The organism is Syntrophaceae bacterium, from assembly GCA_013177825.1.
Taxonomy (GTDB): Bacteria; Desulfobacterota; Syntrophia; order Syntrophales; family PHBD01; genus PHBD01.
Genome location: JABLXX010000010.1, coordinates 26,637 through 45,948, shown reverse-complemented (window position 1 = coordinate 45,948; position 19,312 = coordinate 26,637). Strand labels below are relative to the sequence as shown.

17 protein-coding genes are annotated in these 19,312 nt (G+C 57.0%); all 17 read right to left on the bottom strand.

The window, feature by feature from the left end; genetic code table 11:
- Nucleotides 1-74: 74 nt before the first annotated feature.
- Complete coding sequence (locus HPY65_16865; protein NPU86151.1) at nt 75-761, bottom strand: class I SAM-dependent methyltransferase; 687 nt, start codon at nt 759-761, stop codon at nt 75-77.
- Between the two features lie 254 nt (nt 762-1,015).
- Complete coding sequence (gene pseC / locus HPY65_16860) at nt 1,016-2,146, bottom strand: UDP-4-amino-4,6-dideoxy-N-acetyl-beta-L-altrosamine transaminase (GenBank protein ID NPU86150.1); 1,131 nt, start codon at nt 2,144-2,146, stop codon at nt 1,016-1,018.
- Nucleotides 2,143-3,123 (bottom strand): UDP-N-acetylglucosamine 4,6-dehydratase (inverting), encoded by a 981-nt coding sequence (gene pseB, locus HPY65_16855; protein NPU86149.1) that lies wholly within the window; start codon nt 3,121-3,123, stop codon nt 2,143-2,145. Before pseB ends, pseC begins: the two co-directional genes overlap by 4 nt.
- 16 nt (nt 3,124-3,139) lie before the next feature.
- Entirely contained in the window at nt 3,140-4,441 is a 1,302-nt protein-coding gene (locus tag HPY65_16850; GenBank protein ID NPU86148.1) for an ABC transporter ATP-binding protein, read from the bottom strand.
- 6 nt (nt 4,442-4,447) lie between these two features.
- Nucleotides 4,448-5,332, bottom strand: coding sequence for an ABC transporter permease (locus HPY65_16845; GenBank protein NPU86147.1), 885 nt, complete (start codon nt 5,330-5,332; stop codon nt 4,448-4,450).
- Between the two features lie 45 nt (nt 5,333-5,377).
- Nucleotides 5,378-6,976: a Gfo/Idh/MocA family oxidoreductase gene (locus HPY65_16840; GenBank protein NPU86146.1), complete on the bottom strand. Its 1,599-nt coding sequence runs from the start codon at nt 6,974-6,976 to the stop codon at nt 5,378-5,380.
- Nucleotides 6,976-8,148, bottom strand: coding sequence for a DegT/DnrJ/EryC1/StrS family aminotransferase (locus HPY65_16835; GenBank protein NPU86145.1), 1,173 nt, complete (start codon nt 8,146-8,148; stop codon nt 6,976-6,978). The genes HPY65_16840 and HPY65_16835 overlap by 1 nt, the downstream gene beginning before the upstream one ends.
- A 51-nt stretch (nt 8,149-8,199) precedes the next feature.
- Complete coding sequence (locus HPY65_16830) at nt 8,200-9,858, bottom strand: GDP-mannose dehydrogenase (GenBank protein ID NPU86144.1); 1,659 nt, start codon at nt 9,856-9,858, stop codon at nt 8,200-8,202.
- Between the two features lie 205 nt (nt 9,859-10,063).
- Nucleotides 10,064-10,432 carry a MarR family EPS-associated transcriptional regulator gene (locus tag HPY65_16825; GenBank protein ID NPU86143.1) on the bottom strand — a complete coding sequence of 123 codons (369 nt, stop codon included), beginning with the start codon at nt 10,430-10,432 and terminating at the stop codon, nt 10,064-10,066.
- 425 nt (nt 10,433-10,857) lie between these two features.
- Nucleotides 10,858-12,258: a radical SAM protein gene (locus HPY65_16820; protein ID NPU86142.1), complete on the bottom strand. Its 1,401-nt coding sequence runs from the start codon at nt 12,256-12,258 to the stop codon at nt 10,858-10,860.
- A gap of 58 nt (nt 12,259-12,316) precedes the next feature.
- On the bottom strand, nt 12,317-13,357 hold the full coding sequence (gene pseI / locus HPY65_16815) for a pseudaminic acid synthase (GenBank protein ID NPU86141.1): 1,041 nt from the start codon (nt 13,355-13,357) through the stop codon (nt 12,317-12,319).
- Between the two features lie 13 nt (nt 13,358-13,370).
- Entirely contained in the window at nt 13,371-14,150 is a 780-nt protein-coding gene (locus HPY65_16810) for a WbqC family protein (protein NPU86140.1), read from the bottom strand.
- On the bottom strand, nt 14,147-14,650 hold the full coding sequence (locus HPY65_16805) for a GNAT family N-acetyltransferase (GenBank protein ID NPU86139.1): 504 nt from the start codon (nt 14,648-14,650) through the stop codon (nt 14,147-14,149). Before HPY65_16805 ends, HPY65_16810 begins: the two co-directional genes overlap by 4 nt.
- Nucleotides 14,647-15,714 carry a radical SAM protein gene (locus tag HPY65_16800; GenBank protein NPU86138.1) on the bottom strand — a complete coding sequence of 356 codons (1,068 nt, stop codon included), beginning with the start codon at nt 15,712-15,714 and terminating at the stop codon, nt 14,647-14,649. Before HPY65_16800 ends, HPY65_16805 begins: the two co-directional genes overlap by 4 nt.
- Before the next feature lie 38 nt (nt 15,715-15,752).
- Complete coding sequence (locus tag HPY65_16795; protein ID NPU86137.1) at nt 15,753-16,643, bottom strand: class I SAM-dependent methyltransferase; 891 nt, start codon at nt 16,641-16,643, stop codon at nt 15,753-15,755.
- Nucleotides 16,618-17,754 carry a hypothetical protein gene (locus HPY65_16790; protein NPU86136.1) on the bottom strand — a complete coding sequence of 379 codons (1,137 nt, stop codon included), beginning with the start codon at nt 17,752-17,754 and terminating at the stop codon, nt 16,618-16,620. The genes HPY65_16795 and HPY65_16790 overlap by 26 nt, the downstream gene beginning before the upstream one ends.
- Before the next feature lie 8 nt (nt 17,755-17,762).
- Nucleotides 17,763-19,307: a radical SAM protein gene (locus HPY65_16785; protein NPU86135.1), complete on the bottom strand. Its 1,545-nt coding sequence runs from the start codon at nt 19,305-19,307 to the stop codon at nt 17,763-17,765.
- Nucleotides 19,308-19,312: the final 5 nt, after the last annotated feature.

Genomic DNA, 19,312 nt, shown 5'->3' with positions numbered 1-19,312 from the left:
AAATATTCTAGTGTCTTTAACAGATTTTCGCATGTCGAACTAGATTGACAACATGAATGGTAACGCTTTTCATGTCATTTTCTTTGGTATGGGAAATCGGGATATGCATTATCATAGTCTTTATTAAGCATCATTACGGATATACGTTCATCTGGAATATTAATTAACTCCGGTGAACTAGCAAATATTTTCTGGTAAATTAGATAATAGGCTGGATTACATGTAAAGAGTTTTGCATAATTCATTTTATAGCTAAAAAGACCAGGGCAATGTGAATATGCATTCCGATACGGAAAGGGGGGGTGGAAATCCAAGATAATCAGCTTTCCCAGGTTCATCAAGACACGGTCCACTTCACAGGCAATCTTAAAAAGATCTTTCCTGTCACAGAGATAGAGACAGAAGCCGAGGATGACCAGATCGAACATTTGATCAGTATAGGGAATTTCATCCGCTGTAGCTTGTTGAAGCGATAGTTCAGGGAAGAGATTCATGCCATCCTGAATAGCCCTCATTGATGGATCAATGCCGAAACACTTTGCTTGATAGTGCTCCCCAAGTGCATGCAGACGCCATCCACTACTGCATCCAATTTCCAGGATGGATTTAGGATGCAACTCTACCTCCGATATCGCCCGCATGATGGGATCACAATCCGATGATTTTAATGCCTCTTCCAAGGCATGTTTATTACGCTGATAATAACGATCCCCCTCGGAGCATCTGAAAATTTCCTTCTGCATACAGTTCTTATCGATCACGGTCTATCCCTCACTGCCATTCAGGCCATAGGATTGGATTCACAACAGGTTCACACACAGTAAGGTAATGTTTCATCCAATCGGCTTCTCCAGGAGCCATACAGTGACCCCGGCCAGACATCGACATTCCCCTCTACCCGCCGCGGTGTTTCCGTAAGAAAAGTAATCAAAACAAATGCTAATGCTGCTATCTTCGATGTCGGATGAACAGCCAATAACGATCATCGAAGGACAGACGCTCTCCCAAATCTCCGTCAGGTGCCACAGCAGCCGGTAACCTCCTTAAGATCACCAATGACCCGTTCTACATCCTCGGCAGTCATTCCCGGATAGAGGGGAAGAGAAAGAATCTGTCCGTAAGCCTCCTCGGCAACGGGACATAAGCCGGGACCGGTACCGAAGTGCTTCCGGTAGTAGGGGTGCAGGTGAACCGGAATGTAATGGACATTCACACCGATCCCCCTCTCTCGAAGCCTCCTAAAGACCTCATCGCGATCTCCCATCAGGCGCACAACATAGAGGTGATATGCGTGGACGACATCGGGGCGCACAGAAAGCGGGCGGATTCCGGGGACAGAGGCCAGAGCCTCGTCATAACGGCTCGCAATCCGCCTGCGCCGGTCTATCCAACCGGCCAGTTTTGAAAGCTGGCTGATTCCGAGGGCGCATTGAAAATCCGTCAGCCGGTAATTGAAACCCAGGTCGACCATCTCGTAGAACCAAGCCCCCGTGTTCTGCCGCTCTCGATGGTCCGTCGTGATGCCGTGATTCCGGAAGGTTCGCATGCGCCGGGCCAGTTCAGGATCGTCCGTGGTGATCATGCCTCCCTCACCGGTGGTAATATGCTTGACGGGATGAAAACTGAAGCAACTCAGTTCGGTCAGGGACCCTACTGGCCGGCCCTTGTAGGCCGCCCCCAGGGCATGGCAGGCGTCATCCACCAGTTGCAGGCCACGGCGGTGTGCGATGTCGCGCAGGGTATCGTAATCGCACGGTTGCCCCGCATAGTCGACAGGAACGATCGCCCTGGTCCGTGGAGTGATTCTCTCCTCCACGCTTCCGGGATCGATCAGGAGCGTCTCACGGTCCACATCGGCGAAGACCGGTGTCCCACCCTGGAATACGACACAATTGGCCGAAGCGGCAAATGTCATGGCCGGGACGATGACTTCATCACCAGGCCCGATGCCGAGTGCATACATGGCTGCATGGAGGGCTGCCGTTCCGCTGCTGACTGCCACCGCATGTTTTACACCTGCACAACGGGCAAAGCTCGATTCGAACTCGGCCACCTTGGGTCCCGTGGTCAGCCAATCGGAACGAAGAACTTCTATGACTGCCTTGATGTCGGATTCATCAAGGCATTGCCGGCCGTAAGGAATCATAATCGTTCAATTATCTCGCGCATTTCTTCGATGGACAGCTGCCAGGCGTTCGTGCCGGAGTTATATTCGAAATCCTCTGGAAGCGTTTCTCCCCCCTGGCCGTTATATCGGCGCGACCAGAAACGGAAATCCGGCTGAATGATGTAGTAATGTTCAAATTCAATGCTGCGAATCGCCTCATCCCGCGGGATCATAACTTCATGGACTTTTTCTCCAGGCCGGATGCCTATGATTTCAATGGGGCAATCCGGTGCGATGGCTTTTGCCAGGGTCATGATGTTCATGCTCGGCAATTTGGGGACAAAGAGCTCTCCCCCAACCATGCGTTCCAGGCAGGAGAGAACGAAGTCCACTCCCTGTTCCAGGGTTATCCAGAAACGGGTCATCCTGGGATCCGTAATCGGCAGAAGCCCTTTCGACCTGCACTGCAGGAAAAAGGGAATCACGCTCCCCCGGCTTCCTGCTACGTTTCCGTACCTGACAACGCTGAAGATTGTCTGCCCGTGTCCAACATACGCGTTTCCGGCAATGAAGAGCTTATCCGAACAGAGTTTCGTTGCGCCATAGAGGTTGATCGGATTGGCTGCCTTGTCCGTGCTGAGCGCAATGACCCGTTGTACCCCCTGATCAATGGCGACATTGATGATGTTCTGCGCCCCCAGAATGTTGGTTTTGATCGCTTCGAAGGGATTGTACTCTGCTGCCGGGACCTGTTTCAGGGCTGCCGCATGTATAACGTAATCCACTCCCCGGAAGGCCCTGTGCAAACGCTCCTGATCACGGACATCCCCTAGAAAATATCGTATGCTTGGATAATTCTTCTCGGAGAAGACTTGGGCCATTTCATATTGTTTCAGCTCATCACGGCTGAAGATAATGAGACGTTTCGGTCTGTACCGCTTCAGGATTATCTCTGTGCACTTGCAGCCAAACGATCCCGTACCGCCCGTAATCAAAATTGTTTTGTCATTCAGCATATCTTCTTCCTATGTTTCAAATCACGCGATTCATACGCCACCGTAACTGTGGTCTGAAAAAAAACGGATGGTTGTCGTGGATATTATTATAACCTTTGAACGTCACTTCGATCCCGAGGATCTTGGGTGCGATCAGGTGCTCCGTCTTGGGGAGTTCCAAATGGACCGAAACGAAGAAGGTCTTTCCGCCGAAAAGATTCGGAGGGATTTCACAGACCATTTCATATTTCCCTTCGGACAGGTACTGAAACGACGACACCAGTTCCGGTTCGTCAAGGTGCTGCGTCAGAAGCAGCAACTCATCCCGTTCATCTGTCAGATGAACAACGACCCGCAGGTCGTGGGCCGGCCGCAGGCAACGGAACACTATTTTCAGCCGGATGGGCTCGTCGGAATAAAAGGAACGCCTGGGCTCGCCGGATTCGTCATAAACTCCGACCTCGACGAACCGGATGTGCGGAGTATTCCTGAGGATGACCCCTTCCTGGCGCTTTTCTATCTCCGCCGCTCCTGCAACGGCTTTCTCAATCGTCTTCTGTTTGAGATAGTAACCGATGGCCTGCTCCGACGTCCCGTCCGTCGCAACCCTCCCGTCTTCGAGCAGGATCGACCGGGCGCACAGATTGCGCACCGCCGCCATGTTGTGGCTGACGAAGAGGACCGTCCGGCCCTCCCGGGCCACGTCGCCCATCTTGCCGAGGCACTTCTTCTGGAACTCCGCGTCCCCGACGGCCAGCACTTCGTCGACCAGCAGGATCTCCGGCTCCAGGTGAGCCGCCACCGCGAAGGCCAGGCGGACGTACATGCCGCTTGAATAACGCTTCACCGGCGTGTCGATGAAGGTTGCAACGCCGGAAAAATCCACAATCTCGTCGAATTTCCGGCCGATTTCATCCTTCCGCATGCCCAGGATCGCGCCGTTCAGGAAGATGTTTTCCCGCCCTGTCAATTCCGGGTGAAACCCCGTTCCCACTTCCAGGAGGCTGGCAACCCTCCCGTCGAGCCGGACCTCTCCCCGTGTCGGAGCCGTCACCCGGGAGAGGACTTTCAGCAGCGTCGACTTCCCGGCCCCATTCTTCCCGATGATCCCGACGGTTTCTCCATGCCCGATCTCCAGGCCGATCTCCCGGAGGGCCCAGAACCGGTCCCCCCCCGCCACAGGATCCGCCTGCCGGAAGCCGACGGGGGTATTGGGGTCCTCCTTGCCCCGCTTCCGGGCCCACCAGCTCTGGAGGTCCCGGTAGAGGGCACCGTGGCCGATCACACCGAGGCGGTACTGCTTCCAGAGGTCTTCGATCTGAACGGCCCGGTTTCCCATGCGTCCTCAGACCGTATCCATGAAGGTCTTTTCGATTCTGCTGAACAGGACGATGCCCGCAAACAGAACCAGCAGGGTAATCAGCCAGCTCACTGCCATGAACGTCGCATTCACGCCGCCCGATCCGAGAAAGGCGGCGCGGAAGGTCTCGACCACCGCCGTCATGGGATTGAGCATAAAGAACAGGTGATACTTCCCGGGAATCTGGGACAGGGGATACACGACAGGGGTGGCATACATCCAGAGCTGCACGCCGAAGGCCACCAGAAATGCCAGGTCCCGGTACCGGGTCGTCAGTGAGGAAATGACAATCCCGAATCCCATGCCCAGGAGGGCCATCTCGAGGATCAGAAAAGGAAGGAGCGCGATCCAGATGGTGGGATGGACGGACGCGCCCGACAGCAGGAAGTATACGTAAAAAATCAGGAACAGGCAGAACTGAACGGCGAATTTCATCATGTTCGTGATCACCGTGGCCAGCGGGACCACCAGGCGCGGGAAATACACCTTTCCGAAAATATGGGCGTTCGTGACGAAGGTGTTGGCCGTCATGGTGAGGCAATCGGCGAAATAGGCCCAGGCGATGTATCCGGCCATGTAAAAGAGAAACGGGGGGATTCCGTCCGTGGGGATCTTCGCGATCTTGCCGAAAACAACGGTGAAGACGATCGTCGTCAGGACCGGCTGGATCAGGTACCACAGCGGTCCCAGGATCGTCTGCTTGTAGGCGGACACAAAATCGCGCCGCACGAACAGAAATACCAGGTCTCTGTAATTCCAGAGTTCGGCCAGATGGATGTCGAACCAGCCCGTCTTCGGGCGGATCACGGTCGAATGTTGCTTCTTTATCGCCTGCGTTGCAGCAGACGTGTCAGGACAGGAATCGATCATTCTTCTCCCGGGGTTCTTGCCTGGGCGCTGGAACCTCCAGACAACTCATTCAACCTCGCCTCCGGTCCACTTCTCTCCGCAAACCGTACAGACACGGCGGGCATTCAGCCGCTCGCCGCACCGGCACATCCAGCCGATCCGCCGCGCCGGGTTCCCAACCACCAGGGCGTGGTCCGGCACGTCTTTCGTCACGACCGCTCCGGCGCCGACAAAGGCGTACCGGCCGATGGTGTGGCCGCAGACGATGGTAGCGTTGGCCCCGATGGTGGCACCCCGCTTCACCAGGGTAGGCCTGGCCTCGTCCATCCGGGGGATCTCGGCCCTGGGGTTGTAGACGTTCGTGAAGACCATGGAGGGGCCGCAGAAGACGCCGTCCTCCAGGGTCACGCCGGGGTAGACGCTGACATTGTTCTGGATCTTGCACCGGTTCCCGATGACGGCGCCGGGACCGACGACGACGTTCTGGCCGATGTTGCAGTCTTCACCGATGGAAGCCCCTGCCTGAACCTTCGAGAAGTGCCAGATCTTCGTTCCCTTCCCGATGACGGCGCCGGGCTCCGCAATGGCCGTTTCGTGAACGAAATACGGCTTCTCCTCTGCTTCTTCGGCTGCCCGTTCGACGATCCCCGTTTCCTTCGCCTCCAGGGAGCGCTGGCTCATTTCCAGGATCCTGAGCACCCTCAGTCCTTCCGCGCCGTCCGTGACGGGATCCGCCCCCGTCCGGACCACCTCCAGGAAGGCCCGGCATTCGGCCCGGAGCGGCTCCTCCCATACGTCCTTCAGGTCCACGGGGCTCCCTTCGCCCTTCTCGGGAACGGGAACATTGTCCTGCCAGCGAATGCTGTGGGCATAATGGACCAGTTTCGCCTCCACCGGCTGGGTGTCGTCGAAGACCAGCATTCCCTGGTCGCCCACCACGACGAGGCGCTGTTCCTTGAAAGGATTCAACCAGCTCACGAAGATATGGGCGCCGATGCCGGAGGGGAACTTCAGGTTCGTCATGGTCACGTCGGCGATCCGGGCGTGGAGGAAGTTGCTGCCTACGGAATCGACATACGAGGGATCCTCCCCCACGAGACTGAGAATGACGGAGATGTCGTGGGGCGCGAAGGACCAGAGGATGTTCTCCTCCCGCCGGATCTTCCCCAGGGAGAGGCGCCGGGAGTAAATGTACCGGAGGCGCCCCACCTGTCCCTGCCGGACCATTTCCTTGAGCCGCATGACCGCCGGATGGTACTGGAGGATGTGCCCGACAAAGAGGGTCCGCTGCTTTTCCCCGGCAAGGCGGACCAGTTTCTCTCCGTCCCCGTAGGTCAGCGACAGGGGCTTCTCTACAAAGACGTGCTTTCCTGCCCGAAGGGCCTGCTCGGCCAGCCGGAAATGAGTCACCGCCGGCGTGGCGAGAACCACGGCCTGGATCTTCCCGTCCTTCAAAAGCTTTTTCAGGTCATCGGTGGCAACTGTCCCCGGGTAGTCCTTCTTCACCTGTTCCCGGACGGCGGCGCTCCCGTCACAGACCGCCGCCAGCACACCCAGCTGGTGGAAGTTCCGAACCAGGTTCTTTCCCCAGTAGCCCGCTCCCACCACCGCCACGCGGACCTCCTCCGCGTTTTTTTTCGCTCCCTTTCGCACCGGGGCGGCCATTATGATGCACTCCTTTCCCGCAGGACCTTCACCACGAAGGCCTGCTGCTCTTCCGTCAGATAGGGATGCATGGGCAGGCTGAAGGTCCGGACGGCACAGTCCTCGCTGGCCGGGCAGTCGCCCTCCTTATAACCAAGGAACGAAAAGGCCGTCTGGAGATGGAGGGGACGCGGGTAGTAGATCATGGTCGGAATGCCCTGCTCCTGGAGGCCCTTCTGCAGGAAGGCCCGGTGGGCCTCGTCGCGGGCCAGGAGCGAATACTGCGCCCAGGCGGAGCGGTATCCCTCGGGAACGAACGGCGTCTCGATGCCCGGGATGCCCAGGATGGCCTCGGTGTAGCGGCGGGCCGCCTCCTGGCGCTTCTCCATCTCCTCCGGAAATACCTCGAATTTCGCCAGGACGATGGCAGCCTGGAGAGTGTCCAGCCGTCCGTTGATGCCGATCCGGACGTTGTCGTATTTGTGGCTCCCCTTGCCGTGAACGCGGATGGATTCGAGCAGCGACGCCAGGTTCGGGTCGTCGGTGAAGATCATCCCCCCGTCTCCATAGCAGCCCAGAGGCTTGGCGGGAAAGAAGGAGGTGCAGGCAATGTCGCCGAAGGAGCAGGACATCCTGCCCTTGCAAACGGCCCCGAAGGACTGGGCGGCGTCTTCGATCACTGTGAGCCCGTGTTTCCGGGCGATGTCCCCGATGGCGTCATAGTCGGCCATCAGGCCCAGCATGTCCACCGGGATGACGGCCTTCGGCCTGAGCTTCCCGACGCCCTCCAGACGCGGCAGGGGCGCCAGGCGAGGGTCTCCCGCTTTCAGGGCGGCGACGGCCTGCTCGAGTTTGTCCGGGTCGATGTTGTAGGTCCTCCGATCGATGTCGACATAGATCGGAGTCGCCCCCAGGAGGCTGATCACCTCAGCCGTGGAGATGAACGTGAAGGGGGTGGTGAAGACGGCGTCGCCGGGGCCGACCCCCAGGGCCATCAGGGCCATCAGGAGGGCGTCCGTCCCGGAGGCGCACCCCACGGCGAATTTCCGCCCGGCGTAGGCCGCCAGTTTTCCTTCCAGTTCCTTCACCTCCGGCCCCATGATGTACTGCCCGTGGGCCAGAACCTTCTCCATGTTCGCCTCCAGGCGGTCCCGAATCCCTGCCTGCTGCGCCTTCAAATCGATAAAATCCATTGCTTTTCCTGTTGCTTATGGGGGCTGATGGAAAATCGGTCCCCTTCTCTGTTATGTTGCCTTTTTTTCCGGGGTCCTCACTGCGTCCTTGATTCGCTTCACGTGTCCCCGCCCCAGGCCTTTCACCTCACAACCCAGTTCGAAATACCGACGGATGGCATCGTCGTCGAGAATGCCGAAGCAGTCAATGACCGCCACGGGACGGCCCGTCATGGCTACGACCGCGTCCGGGGTCAGCTTCAGGTAGGGATCGTGGCGGACGGCGAATACCACCGCGTCGGCGCCCTTCAGCGCCTCCTCCAGGTTTTCCCGAATCCGGAGGTCCTTGAGCTTTTCCTGATTCCTGAAGAACCGCGACCAGGAGTGGCCGACTGCCGGGTAGGTGTCCTGCTTCTCGAACTCCCACCAGTGCTTCACGTAGGGATCGTGCACGGCCACCTCGCCTCCCATCTCCGTGATCTTGCGGATCAGCATCTCCGATCCGCTGTAGCGCGTGTCCCCCACGTCCTCTCGATAGGAGGCCCCCAGGACGGTGACCTGTGATGCCGCAATGATCTTCCCCATGTTCCGGAGCGCGTCGCGTACCAGCTCCGCCGCATGGAGGGACCGGGTGTCGTTGATGTCGATGGCCAGGGGTGTGATCTTGAAAATGTCGTCATCGAAACCCATCAGGGTGTGGTACGCCCAGACACCCAGGCCGCCGTCCTTGGGCAGGCAATACCCGCCGATACCGGGCCCCGGGAAGATCATGTTCGAGTGGGTCGGACGGACCTTGATCGCCTTGATGACCTTCATCAGATCCACGCCGTTCCGTTCGGCGAAAAGGCTCCATTCATCCAGGAAGGCCAGGAGCGTCGCCCGGAAAGAATTCTCCACGATCTTGCAGGTTTCGCTCTCGATGGGCCGATCGAGCACTGTGAGGGGGAATTTATCCACGTTCAGGACTTCCGAGAGGAATTTTTTTACCCGGCAGCGGGCCTCCTCGTTCGTGCCGCTGCAGACCCGCCAGAAGTCCCGGATGGATGCCACGTATTCCCGCCCCGGCATGACGCGCTCATAGGAATGCGACAGGAGGGGCTCTGCATGGATCCCCCGCTTCTCGAAAGCCTTTTTCACAATAGGATAGGCCACGTACTCCGTCGTTCCCGGCGGAACGGTCGTCTCGATGAGGACCAGACACTCCGGCCGAATCCGTTCGCCGATAACGCGCAGACTGTCTTCCAGGGCGGCGATCTCCGCGTGTCCCTGCCGGCAGTTGCCCAGGCTCTCCTTGAAGTAGTCGCACTGGACGTCCACTACCACCACATCGGCCAGCGTCAGGGCATCATAGCTGTATGTTGCAACAAGTGTTTTCTTGTCGTTGACACAGCGGGCGATCATGGGCGCCACGTCCGGGTCCTCCGACTCCACGGGCGCAACCCCCCGGTTCAGAAAGGGAATTTTCCAATAGGAGCGCGACGACGGCCGCTGCATGCCGATGACGAACTTGCCCGGTTTTCCCGTTGCCTTGTCCACCGAGTCCGCCACGACGCCCGCCATGACGGCGCCCACAAAGCCGACGCCCATGACCACCACGATCTCCCGGTCCAGAGCTCTCTGTTCCGCCACCAACTGACGGAGCCCCCGGTTCTCCCGCTCGTAATCCCCCGGACCGGGCAGAGGGAAGGTTTCGCCGTTGGGAGATACACTCACGCCGTTTTCTGAACCCATCTCGTGCACCTCAAACAGGTTTGGCTTGCACCGTCGGCCGGCGGGCAAAGCTTCGCTCTCTGGATTCCATCCAGCCCCGCTCGATGATGGTGTTAATAATCATATCTGCTACTTACAAATCCGTCCGGCCTGTTCCGAAAAACAGGATGGATGGTTCCTCCTGCTGCCGCGGCAATATTCCGCCCCTTCGGGGGCGGGAACTCCCCTATTGGGGCACGTCCGGCGGGATGCCGCTCTCCCGCACTTCCTGCGCCAGCCGCTGGATCTCCGCCTGCAGGCGCTCGTATTCCTCCATCTTCTGCCTCAGGAAGCGGTAGGTGGCGCGGGCCTTGGCCTCCATCCCCTGGGGCGTCAGAACATACAGATAAGAAACTTTGTTGTTGGAATTCTTGAAGTTGCTTGCCTTGACAAATCCCCGGCCGATCAGGGACTTGATGAGGAAATTGGCCTTCCCGACGCTGATCCCCAATCGGGTCGCAATTTCCCGCTGGGTCAGCTCCGGGCTCTCCTTGATCTCCCGGAGGATCTTCAGGACTTCCTCGTTTTCCAGGTTGAAATAGGATGATTCTGGCATTGGATTTGTTTGTTCAATCGATGAACAGGTGCGAACCTACTTGATTTTTTATGAGGAAGTCAAGATTTTTATCAGCAGGATGGGAATCGGGGGGAACACAGGCGGGGCAAAATTACTCGATCCATTCTTTTGAAGTCAAGGGATTTCAGGATAATGGCGAAAAACCGAGGGAAATCATGTCAGATGCACGGCCGGCAACCCTGTAGCGCGCATTGCTTTTCATCCGTCACTCCACGGAGAAGAGCATCCCGGTAAGGCGGGCGGCGACGCGGGGAACCGTCGAGATCAGTGCTTCCCTGAGAGGAAGGCAGGCCTTGAAACGAATAACACGCCGGACATAATCTGCCACAGTGTCAACTGCCTGATGAGGCACGCTGCCTCTGCTTCCGCGCCCCCACCCGCACAGCGCCTGGCACAAGCAACGATCAGGCCCTCAGCACCTTTCCCCCGGCGCGATAATGCTTTGTTTTGATGAGAGATCGCTCGTCGAGACCGACTTCCAGCAGGGAATTGCACCGTTTGAGCCCCTCCATGACGTACATTTCAAATTCCTCGTCACTCATGGAGGTCATGTTGAGGCGGAGGTCCTGCCGGTCGCCCATCTTCAGGAGGTATTCCTCCTCATCCCCGATAAAGCCGTTGGCAACGGCGTAATCGTACATTTTGGAACCAGGCTGGGGAAGGAGATAACCGGCGGAGGGATATATGCTGTTTTCAATACAGCACTCAAACGTCCTTCTAATGGTCTCGGGCGTCTCTTGCGGGTAGCCCATCACGATGCTTGTTCCGACAGGAATGCCGGCACGATGAAACAAACCGGTTTGAGTACTGAATTGTTCGGCCGACACATGCTTGTTCATCATCTTTAGAATCGAGGGGTTCGACGATTCCAGTGAATACGCCATGCTGACACATCCTGATTTTTTCATTTTTTCCATGATTTCCAGATCTTCTTCACAATCGAAGAGATTTCCCCGGCAACTGCCGGCCCAGTAGATATCGAGGTCTTCCGCGAGCAGCCTGTCAACCAGGGCAATGGTCTGCTTCTTCGAAAAGAATGTCAGCTCATCCCAGAACAGAACGTAATTAATCGAGTATCTGGAGATTAATTCCCTTATCTCTGCAACGATGGAATCAGGATTCCTGAATCGATACGGGGAATTTTTAAAGACATGGTAACAGAATGTACAATTCGCTATGCAGCCTCTTGCCGTGTTCACGGGCATCGCCCTCACGTCGTCCCTTTTCATGGGCAGCGGATCATTCGCGTGCTGTTTGGAAGCGTCGATGTAAATATCGATGTCATAAGGAGAGAAATCGATGAACGGCAGCGATGAGATGTCTTTGATCAAAGGTCTGGATGGATTTCTGACAAACGTTCCGTCCCGGAGAAAGCTGATCCCCTTGACACCATCGAGGGAATCGTTTCCCGCCAGCAATCCAAGCAATTCTACAATGGTTTCATCTCCTTCCGACATCACGGCAATGTCGGCCCGGGTTTTTTTCAGAAGTGTTTCAGCGACGGAGGTTGCAACCGAGTTGCCGACGACAATCGTGGCATGCGGATGAATTTCCTTTATAACATCGCATAATGATTTCACTATTCTATAGCCAGTGACAATGCATCCCATGCAGACAACGTCGTATTTCTTCTTTTGTATTCTCTTTCTCACCTCGCTGTCCGAATACCTGTGAGCGTCGATATCGATCAGATCGAATTCAAAGCCGGCCCTCTTCATCGCCGTCGTGACAAATCCCAATCCGATTGGGAAAAGCTTTACGGGAGACTGGGGTCTCAAAGACACATTCATGACGAGAATATTCATGGATTCCTGCTGCTTTCATCTTTAGAACAGATGTTCAACGGATCCCGCTTCCATTGGATCAACGAATCATTTCCCAACACAGCGGGGTTCCTCTTGTGAGGTCCTTCGCGGCCTTTTTTCCCAGGACATCCGGCAGATACTTCGGCGGAAGGCCATGGCCGGGACGGATGGATCGGACGTTCTCCGGAGTAAATACCTCGCCCTTCTTCACATCGTGGACGACAAACAGCGACCGGCGATATGCCAGACTGGCCTCCTCCTGGTCCCCGGGCCCATATTGGACGCGTCCCAGAGCCTTTTCGACAGTCCGGACGGCATCGACCATGGCCTTGAACTCGTGCGGCTCGAGCGAAAAGGCATGATCGGGCCCCCCGGACGAACGGTCCAAAACCAGATGCTTCTCGATGATGCAGGCACCGACAGCCACGGCGGCCACGGGGATTTCGATGCCCAGGGAATGATCCGACAGGCCGACGGGAACGCCGAAATCCTCCGCCATCTGCCGGATGGTGAGCAGGTTCATTTCTTCCGGAGGCGATGGATACGCTGTCGTGCATTTCAGCAGGGCGACATGGGGCATGCCTGCATTCCGAACAGCATTCAGGGCATCCGCGATCTCTTCCCGGCCGGCCATTCCCGTCGACAGGATCATCGGCTTCCCCTTCCGGGCGACATACTCGATCAGTGGGAGATCGACGAGCTCGCAGGATGCAATCTTGAACGCGGGAACATCCACCTGCTCAAGGAAGTCAGCGGCAGAGGCGTCGAAAGGTGAACTGAAGCAGTGCATCCCGAGTTCTTCCGCCAGTGCCTTCAGCCGGGGTTGCCATTCCCAGGGTGTGTAGGCTTCCTGATACAGGTCATAGAGGGTTCGCCCCGACCAGAGGTTCCCGGAGCCGACCCGGAACAGGCCGCTGTCGCAATCGATCGTGATGGTGTCCGCCGTGTAGGTCTGGAGCTTTACGGCATCCGCCCCACTGTCTTTTGCTGCACGTACGATTTTCTCGGCCGTGTGATAATCTCCATTATGATTTCCGGACATCTCCGCGATGATGTAAACGGGATGCCCCGGTCCGATATTTCTTCCGGCGATATTCATTTCCGATGCCCCCTCAGACATCCGTCGGCTCAGTTGCAGAGGAGTAATCATTGGCTGTGACGGAGACCATGTCGTCCCATTTCGACCATCCCACATTGCTGTTTTCGATCAGATCCCTGGTTCCGGCGAGCCCCACGTTCATTAGGGCGTCCACGATAGACAGATAGGGGACAAATTGCCCGGGAGAGCCAACCTGGACATAGGGTCGGGGAATGAAATGCTGAAAGTAAACGGGGATGTCCGGTAGCGGGAATACGCCATCTTCTTTCATGTATTCGAAAGAGCCGCGGGCCGAATAATAGGAATCTCCGCCTGCCCACTTCAGTAGTTCGACGACCCGGAGGGAACGTTCTTCGGCTCCGGGGTGTCTGGAACTCGTTCGAAACTCCGGAGTGTAACCAAGGAGATCGCAGACCCAGTGAATGAAGGCCATGTTCTGATCCGCCAGGTTGTCCCAGGGCTGCAGAAGCCATTTCTCCAGGGAGCCTGCCAGATCGTTGTAATGGGGCGTCTTTCGATAGTTCTGCTCGACCCGCTTCCACATCTTCTTCCGCCATGGCCCCTTCTCGTCGATCTTTGCTTTATTCAGCGGTGCCTGAAACGATACGGACTTCACTACCGGAACCGAATACCAGTCGATCTGGCCCGGGTTGACAAACAGGCGGTTGCGCTGGTGATAGCTCTGGACGGAAAATTGAAAATCGTCCAGCAGGATGAAGCAATCCACCTGGCGGATCAGATCAAAGAAACCCTGCCACGGCATGAAGGATGGTTGCATCATGGAGACTTTCATGAATCGTTCCTCGCTTCCATTCGGATTACGGTACAGCCCCGGTCCATCCATTCCTCATCGTTTCCCAGCAATCTCGATTCGGTAAACCCCAGCCTCCGGTACATGCGAACGGCCTGTTCATTGAAATCGGCAACATGGACATAGACGGTCCGCAGCCCCAGATTCCGGAATCCTTCCTGCAGCAGGAGTTCCGTAGCCCTGGATCCGGCGCCTTTTCCCCGGTCTTTGTGATCGCCGATATAAACCCAGAGCTCTCCCGAATGATCGTCCATACGGATGTTCTTGATGCCGCCGTTGCCGATATGCCGGTCTTCCTCCACAATGGCATATACCCGCTGACCTTCGTCAGCCAGAACCCTGTGGAAATAATCCAGGTGCCCCTCCCAGGTCGGCGCCTGCCGCATGAGGAAGAGCCTCTGGAAATCCGGTTCCCTGACCCATTCAAACGTCCTGCCGACATGGGTCTCGGAAAAAAAGGCAAGACGGATCCGGTCCTTCATATGTCATAATCCGTACAATCCCTGCAGAAGGGGATTTCCGCCATCCTCCCCTGTCTGTTGAGGTCAAGAATCCGACGGCGCTGCTCCCCGTTCCAGATGTCATGGAGAGAGGATTCATGGATATTTCCGAGGTACAGCTCGCCGTTGTAGGCGGCGTCACACAGCGTGACGTGGCCGTTCGAACAGATGAAACAGTCGTTCCGCGACACCCTCAGACACGAAGTCAGGGGCTTTCTTTCCCGCTGGCGCAGTCCGTATCTGTTGTTCGGCAGGTTCACGTATTCAAGCATGTTGACGCTGACGATTTCACCCCTCTGGTAATGCCGGGCGATAAAGGCATCGACCTCATGGGCCGTCGTCTCCTGCTCGATCATCTGACAATGGAGATACGGCTTCCTGGGAAGCGCCTCGCTCCCTTTCAGGCGATAGAAGGTTTCGAGATTCCCCTGCACGATATGGAAATCACCCTGGGACGCGACGGTCTTATACGTCTCTTCCGTTACCGCATGGGCCGAGAAATTGATGTAGTCGATGTTTGAATCGAGAACACAGCGGATGTTTTCTTCGGTAAAATATTGTCCGTTCGTGCTCATCCAGATCACCCCAAGGTTCTTTTTGGTGCTGATGTGGCGGATATTGTCCCTGAACTCGGGGTGAAGAAGGGATTCGCCCAGATGATAGAGCCAGAGGCCTTCTATGCCATGGGCATCGATTTCGTCGATGACCCTGCAGCAGGCCTCGCCCGGCATGTCCATCCGGGGTCGTGTCAGGTTCTGTTGCGGACACATGCGGCAGAAGAAATTGCATCGGCTCGTCATTTCAAGAATGACGCGACGCGGAAAGGTGTTTCTATCCAAGTAGTTCGACTTCGGGGGCCGCCGGCGGATCGGAACGACCGCCAATCCCCGGGATGCGAGCTCTATCGCATACTCCCGGTTTTCTTCCTCACCATCGAGATTCAGATCCTGTGTGAAGAAAAGAGGGGGCATTTTCCTCAATTCCGCAAAGGGAAGCAACCTCGGCTGCTCCACAGTCAAATAGCGTGAAAGATGAATTAATTCCATTTGATACAATCCTCAACGTTTCATCGTCCGGCCGGACTTCATTCGGAACGCCCCGGTGTGGCGAAAACAACAATCTGCCGCCCGAGATCCAGATCGGCAAGGGCCTGATAGAACCGGGACAGTTTCTCCCCCCTGTCTCTCTTCCGAAGGACGTGCTCGAAGGACACCCTTTTCTGATGACAGGCTTTGCCCACGCCTTCGTCTCCGACATATACGTCCCCCATCAGGAGAAACATCTCCATCGGAAAGGAGGCCTCCCGATGGACGATCCGGTATCCACAAGCTTCCAGGAGGCGGCACAGGCTCGATCCCGAGAAGTAGTTGATGTGGTTCGGCGGGCACAGCCACCACTGTCCGAGCTGGAACTCCGCGTCGGCGGCCGTCTGAAAGTCGTTGAACTCGTTGGCTACATCGACGATGAGCAGGCCGTCCCCATGAAGAAGCCTGTTGCGCACGTTCAGGAGGGTCTCTGCGGGCTGCCTCAAGTGCTCGAGCACATTGATGATCGTCACAACATCAAAGCGCCGTTCCCCCACGCATTCAATATCCTCGATGTTTGCCTGAAAAACATCGAGGCCCCGGTCCCGCGCATAGGCCACGCCCTCCGGAGCCGGCTCCAGACCGCTGACGTTCATCCCCCGGGTACGGAAATACAGCAGGGCCTGCGCAAATCCGAAGCCGATGTCGAAGACCGAAAGACCGGCCAGCCGACCGAAGTGGCGTTCGCAGATCCTGCAGATCGCCTCCCAGCGGCTGTCGAAGAACGCCTTTTCTTCTTCCTGAACCGCCAGTTCCGAGTCGTTGAAATGGGGAAGAGCGGAATAAAATTCTTCCCTGTAGTAGCGGTCGACTTCCTCCTGGGTCGGAATGGGATCGACGCGCAGATATCCGTACACCGGGTCGTCAACAAGACGGAAGCGGTTGTCCATGGCTCCTCCTGGTCATCCAGTCACCCATCAGGATCTGTTTCAGATTCATCCCGGCAGTCCCCCTGCCGATCGGTCGGGGCAGCCGGCTCAAATCCGGAACCTGCCCCTGGTCGCCGGCAAGGGTGGCAAGCACATCACGGACCGGATCGGTATCCGTGAGAACGGGAATCCCGATGTGTCTGAATATTCGGAAATATTCGAGCTTGTCCCGGTTGAGGTTCGGTTGAAAAGAGACCACTCTCTTCCCCAGAAGGGCCGCTTCGAACAGAAGGCTGGAACACATGCCGAAAACGCCGTCAGCAGCGCAGACTGCGTCAAGGGGTTCCGTATCTGCGAGAATCAGCGGCTCCCGGAGTCCGGAAGCCGCCATGAGGTCACGTAAATCGGCCAGGGATTCCCGCGGGTGCGGCTTGACGGCCCAGCAGACCGGCCGGCGGATACCGTTGCTCCTGGATAGCGAGGCAATCGCCCCGAACAAATCGCCTTCGTCGTAGCCCAGATCGAGTCCAAGATTCCGGATGTTGCCGGATACGATCAGGATAAGCCGGCTCTCCGGAGGAACGTTGAGACACGTCCGCACGTTGTTCCGGGTGAACTCCCAGAGCGAACGGGAAATCCCGATCAGGTCCTCCCAGTAGGGATTCCCGGTGATGCGGATGGATTCGGCTGGAATGCCTTCCGCAATGCACCCCTCTCTCGCGTCGTCATCGGGAACGGCAACGATGTCCGGCAGGAACCGGAGATCCCGGGTCCCGGGCGCGGAAAACCGCTGCCCGAAATTGGACCACCAGTCCACCAGTCCTGCCGTGCGGATCCCACGCTTTCGTGCCTCCGCCGCCAGAAGCCGCTCCCCCTGCGAATCGAGGCTGGACCCCAGCAGAACAGCATCCGGCTCTATCTGATCGAGTACCTCACAGACCTGGTCGTTCGTCATATCCGCATCATAAGCACGATCCGGCCGGATTCCGGACCTCGAGAAAACCTCAGAGGCGTATTGCATCGTGACCGCCTGAACGAACATTCCCTCGCTTTTCCAGGGCCCGACAAGCCTGGACAGGGCGTTGGCGGCGCCTGCGTCGTGGCAGGCAATGAGAATGGAAGGGCAATCCATGATGCCGGTCACTTTTTGATGAATTTACCCGTCAATCGGCTGTCATGCACCCGATTGACCTTGACCAGTGATCCCACGATCCTTTGCTCGAGTCGCGGATTCAACCGGTAGAGCGCATGAGACGCCCAACCCAGTGCATACTTCCCGTGCCGCCGGATGCGGGAGAGGCTCTGCGCCTCGATCGCCTTGCGGCCGATGAGAAGCCCCATCCTGGCAACGGCGCGTTTGTACTCCGGTGTGAAGCGGAAAAAATAATCCTCCGCCACATACGTGTCGTCGTAGAGGTTGCGCTGAAAATAGGTGCTCACCTTGTAAGGATTCGCTACGTTCTGATAGATGACCATGCCTGCGTTCTGGAACTTCTCCTGCAGCCAGAAGTCCGTGAATCCCTCTTTCTCATGGTAGTCCTCGTAGATCGGCGTATCCGGGTACGGAATGACCGCGCCGTACAGCTGAAAGCAGTTCACATACTTTTCGACGGCCTTGATGAACCGGACGTCGTCTTCGACGTGGTCCGGTGTCTCCCAGGGAAAACCGGTCATAAGATTGACGTACATGGGAAGCCTCAGCTTTCCCGTCATGACGACCGTCTCCAGGGCCTGTCTGGCTGTATATCCCTTCCTGGTCTTTTTCAGAGTCTCGTCATTCGCGCTCTCGATACCATAGGTAACCTGGGTCAGACCGGCCTGCATCATTTTCTTGAGCAGTTTCTCATCGACACTCGTCGCCCTCGTACCCATCATCCACCGGAAGGGAAGCTTCGCCGCGATGAATTTGTCGCAGAATTCGTGGATGTGGTCCCGGTCGACGGTGAAGGTCTCATCAGACATCCAGAAGTCCGTGATGCCGTGTGCCTCGTTCCGCCGGACCATCTCTTCAAGAATACTGTCCGTGCTTCGCTTCGCATGCTTCATCCAGTCCCTGTGGGAACAGAAGCTGCACTGGAAAGGGCACCCCCTGCCGCAGCTGATGACATTGAGACCCTTGATTGAGCCGTCGGCAACCTGGAATTCATCCAGATCGATGGCGGAAAAGTCCATTTCCCCCAAATCATCGAGGTCCGTCAGCCTCGGCGGCTTCGCGTTGTGGACGACATGGCCCTCCGGGTCGATGTAGCTTGTTCCGCGAAGCCCCGCCCGCCCGGCCGGGTCCCGGCCGGCCCCGAACCATGCAGAGAAGTCGTCGATGGCAAGCTCCCCTTCCCCGCGGACGACAAGATCGGCCCCGTTGCGCAGGGCTTCCTCCGGGCAGATGGTAGGGTGATTGCCTCCGGCAATGACAAAGTAACCCGTTTCACTGAGCATCCGCTGCAGCCGGTAGACCTCCAAAACGTTGAACGTAGCATAGGAGAGCCCGACGACATCGGGAGCGAAGGGCCGGACGATCTCTTGCAGGAGCTGATCGACGGAGCGGAAGTTTCGAAACGTGTTGATGTGTATTTTCACATCGAATCCGTTTCTCTTGAAGCGCTTGCCCACGTATGTCAGTCCGCCCGGTATGGTGGCGATGGGATTGGGGAAAAGCAGCAACAGCCGGTTCTTCTTGTCCATCATAAATT

What these genes read in the sequence shown, in the direction of transcription:
- HPY65_16820 (NPU86142.1), bottom strand. Translation starts at nt 12,258, where the DNA reads ATGAATATTCTCGTCATGAATGTGTCTTTGAGACCCCAGTCTCCCGTA.
- HPY65_16840 (NPU86146.1), bottom strand. Translation starts at nt 6,976, where the DNA reads ATGGCCGCCCCGGTGCGAAAGGGAGCGAAAAAAAACGCGGAGGAGGTC.
- pseI (NPU86141.1), bottom strand. Translation starts at nt 13,357, where the DNA reads ATGAATATCGCCGGAAGAAATATCGGACCGGGGCATCCCGTTTACATC.
- HPY65_16835 (NPU86145.1), bottom strand. Translation starts at nt 8,148, where the DNA reads ATGGATTTTATCGATTTGAAGGCGCAGCAGGCAGGGATTCGGGACCGC.
- HPY65_16795 (NPU86137.1), bottom strand. Translation starts at nt 16,643, where the DNA reads ATGGACAACCGCTTCCGTCTTGTTGACGACCCGGTGTACGGATATCTG.
- HPY65_16845 (NPU86147.1), bottom strand. Translation starts at nt 5,332, where the DNA reads ATGATCGATTCCTGTCCTGACACGTCTGCTGCAACGCAGGCGATAAAG.
- HPY65_16790 (NPU86136.1), bottom strand. Translation starts at nt 17,754, where the DNA reads ATGGATTGCCCTTCCATTCTCATTGCCTGCCACGACGCAGGCGCCGCC.
- HPY65_16830 (NPU86144.1), bottom strand. Translation starts at nt 9,858, where the DNA reads ATGGGTTCAGAAAACGGCGTGAGTGTATCTCCCAACGGCGAAACCTTC.
- HPY65_16800 (NPU86138.1), bottom strand. Translation starts at nt 15,714, where the DNA reads ATGGAATTAATTCATCTTTCACGCTATTTGACTGTGGAGCAGCCGAGG.
- HPY65_16850 (NPU86148.1), bottom strand. Translation starts at nt 4,441, where the DNA reads ATGGGAAACCGGGCCGTTCAGATCGAAGACCTCTGGAAGCAGTACCGC.
- pseB (NPU86149.1), bottom strand. Translation starts at nt 3,123, where the DNA reads ATGCTGAATGACAAAACAATTTTGATTACGGGCGGTACGGGATCGTTT.
- HPY65_16810 (NPU86140.1), bottom strand. Translation starts at nt 14,150, where the DNA reads ATGAAAGTCTCCATGATGCAACCATCCTTCATGCCGTGGCAGGGTTTC.
- HPY65_16785 (NPU86135.1), bottom strand. Translation starts at nt 19,307, where the DNA reads ATGATGGACAAGAAGAACCGGCTGTTGCTGCTTTTCCCCAATCCCATC.
- pseC (NPU86150.1), bottom strand. Translation starts at nt 2,146, where the DNA reads ATGATTCCTTACGGCCGGCAATGCCTTGATGAATCCGACATCAAGGCA.
- HPY65_16825 (NPU86143.1), bottom strand. Translation starts at nt 10,432, where the DNA reads ATGCCAGAATCATCCTATTTCAACCTGGAAAACGAGGAAGTCCTGAAG.
- HPY65_16805 (NPU86139.1), bottom strand. Translation starts at nt 14,650, where the DNA reads ATGAAGGACCGGATCCGTCTTGCCTTTTTTTCCGAGACCCATGTCGGC.